Below are 2,094 nucleotides of genomic sequence, written 5' to 3'. Positions count from 1 at the left end.
ACCGTTGCGCCTGCGCAATGGTGGTGGGTTAGGCGCCGCTTTTCGTTCGGCGCCGTTTCCTTTTTTCTTTTTTACAGGTCCCTGAAATTCTGGACCGTGATATTCTGCTCTTTTACCAGCTGGAGGATTTCCTGATCGGTTACAGCGTCCAGTTCCCCTTCGAAATCGTGGTCCCACTGGGTGGCGGGGATCAGGATGCCGTTGCTGGTGCCCGGGTGGAGCATCACTTCAGTGGTGCCTTCCTTCAGGTGGAGCAGGATGGTCCGGAGGGCTTTTTTGTCCACCGCTTCCCCGGCCACAATGCCCCCGAAATGATCCGGAGTGCGGATTCCCTGGGCGTGGGCCTTCTTCCGGGCCCGTTCCGCCAGCACATGGAGACCGGTACGGCCCACCTGTTCTCCCAGGTTGGAGGGCCGGGTGGCCAGAAGGCTCACCGGGATGGCCGGGATCCGCACCGCCGGGATCCCATGGTCCAGGCACAGGTCCAGGATGATGTCGATGATCCCGGGAAGCACGTGCATGTGCTGATGGCTGTCGGCGTGGGTGGGCACCAGGCCCGTATCCAAAAACCGGTCCAGCTGGGCGGTGCATTCCCGCTGGACGTCCTGGAGCCGGATTTTGCCGGTCAGGAACCGTTTCACGAACGCACCATGGTCCGGGTACAGTTCCCCGGTGGCCGGGTCCACCAGGCTGGAGATGTCCGAGGCCGGCAGCACTGGTTTGGCGTTCACCAGGGTGAAATGGGTGCCCAGGCCCAGGGCGGGAGTACGGCGGGCCAGGGCCACCGCCTCCTCAAACGCGGCGCCGGTGACCATTACCGTGGCCGACCGGATCAGTCCCTGTGCCACCCCCCGTTCCACCGCCCGGTTGATCAGGATATGACGGCCAAAATCATCAGCATTGACAATCAGTTGTTTGGACATGACAGAGATCCTTTCAAAGAAAAACAGCCAGGATTGGCTGGAACGAATGTTGTTGTGACTATTTATTATATCAGATGGGGCGGGAAATTTGTAGAGGATTAAGAGGGTAGGTTATTAAGTGGTTAAGTGATTAGGTGGGTGGTTGGGTGGCTGGTATCTCGTTGACATCCCCCACCCCTTTTGTTACACTGGACTTGCTTTTATTTGGAAAGGAGATTTTCCCATGAATCGTGCTTTGACTCCCCGGGCTATGGTTTTTATTGCAATACTGGGGGCTTTGTCTTCTCTTTTGATGGCTTTTGAGGTTCCCCTGCCGTTTGCCCCGGCGTACATGAAATTCGAGATTTCGGACCTGCCGGCTTTGTTTGCCGGGTTCTTTATCGGGCCTCTGGCGGGGGGCCTGACGGAACTGCTGAAGATCCTCATCAAGCTGGTGCTGGTGGGGAGCTCTTCGGCTTTTGTGGGGGAAGGGATGAACCTGTTGTGTGCCCTGGCCTATGTGCTGCCCTCCACGGTGTTCTATCACCTGCACCGGACCCGCCAGGGTGCCATGACGGCACTGGTGGCCGGCAGCCTGGTGGCCAGTGTGTTCGCGGTTCTGGCCAACAGGTTCCTGGCCATCCCGCTGTACGTAAAGCTGTACAAAATCCCTCTGGAGGCGATCCTGAAAATGGCCAGTGCCACCAATCCCCTGGTCCACAGCCTGACGGATTTCCTGCTGCTGACGGTGCTGCCCTTCAACCTGCTGAAGTACGCGGTGGTGTCAGGGATTACGTATCTAATCTATAAGAAGGCCAGTCTGGCGCTGACGGAGATCATTAAAAAGTAAATAAGGGAAGCCCGTCATCTGCCGGGCTTTGAACGAGGACGCGACCCCGGCAGCGGGTTCCAGTAAATGGAAACGCAGCCTGCGGCTGCTAACCCACCACCAGCCTGACGGCTGGTCCCCCGCCCTTGAAAAGGGCGGATATATGGCACGCGGGCTATCGCCCTGGTGCCCAAAAAGCAATGGGCGTCAGCCCGAGCGTGTATCCGCCCTGAAAAAGGTACTGATAAACAGCACCCGTTACTATCCTTATAAAAAGCAATGGGCCATAGGCCCAATCGTATATCCGCCCTTTGCAAGGGCGGGGGACCGTTGCGCTTGCGCAATGGTGGTGGGTTAGCAGAC

The 2,094-nt window shown here is 58.0% G+C and carries 2 protein-coding genes; one reads left to right on the top strand and one right to left on the bottom strand.

Going from position 1 to position 2,094, the window contains the following annotated elements; translation table 11 throughout:
- Window positions 1-71: 71 nt before the first annotated feature.
- The gene (locus tag QVO43_RS05205; RefSeq protein ID WP_022487517.1) at window positions 72-923 is read right to left on the bottom strand and encodes a ChbG/HpnK family deacetylase; all 852 of its coding nucleotides are present in this window, start codon (window positions 921-923) and stop codon (window positions 72-74) included.
- Between the two features lie 223 nt (window positions 924-1,146).
- Here QVO43_RS05205 and QVO43_RS05200 point away from each other — a divergent pair, with 223 nt between their 5' ends.
- The gene (locus tag QVO43_RS05200) at window positions 1,147-1,752 is read left to right on the top strand and encodes an ECF transporter S component (RefSeq protein WP_022487516.1); all 606 of its coding nucleotides are present in this window, start codon (window positions 1,147-1,149) and stop codon (window positions 1,750-1,752) included.
- Window positions 1,753-2,094: the final 342 nt, after the last annotated feature.

The organism is Acidaminococcus sp. CAG:542 (assembly GCF_000437815.1).
In the GTDB taxonomy this organism is placed as follows: Bacteria; Bacillota; Negativicutes; order Acidaminococcales; family Acidaminococcaceae; genus Acidaminococcus.
Note: the sequence above shows the minus strand (reverse complement) of the source record. Positions and strands in the feature narration are given on the sequence as shown.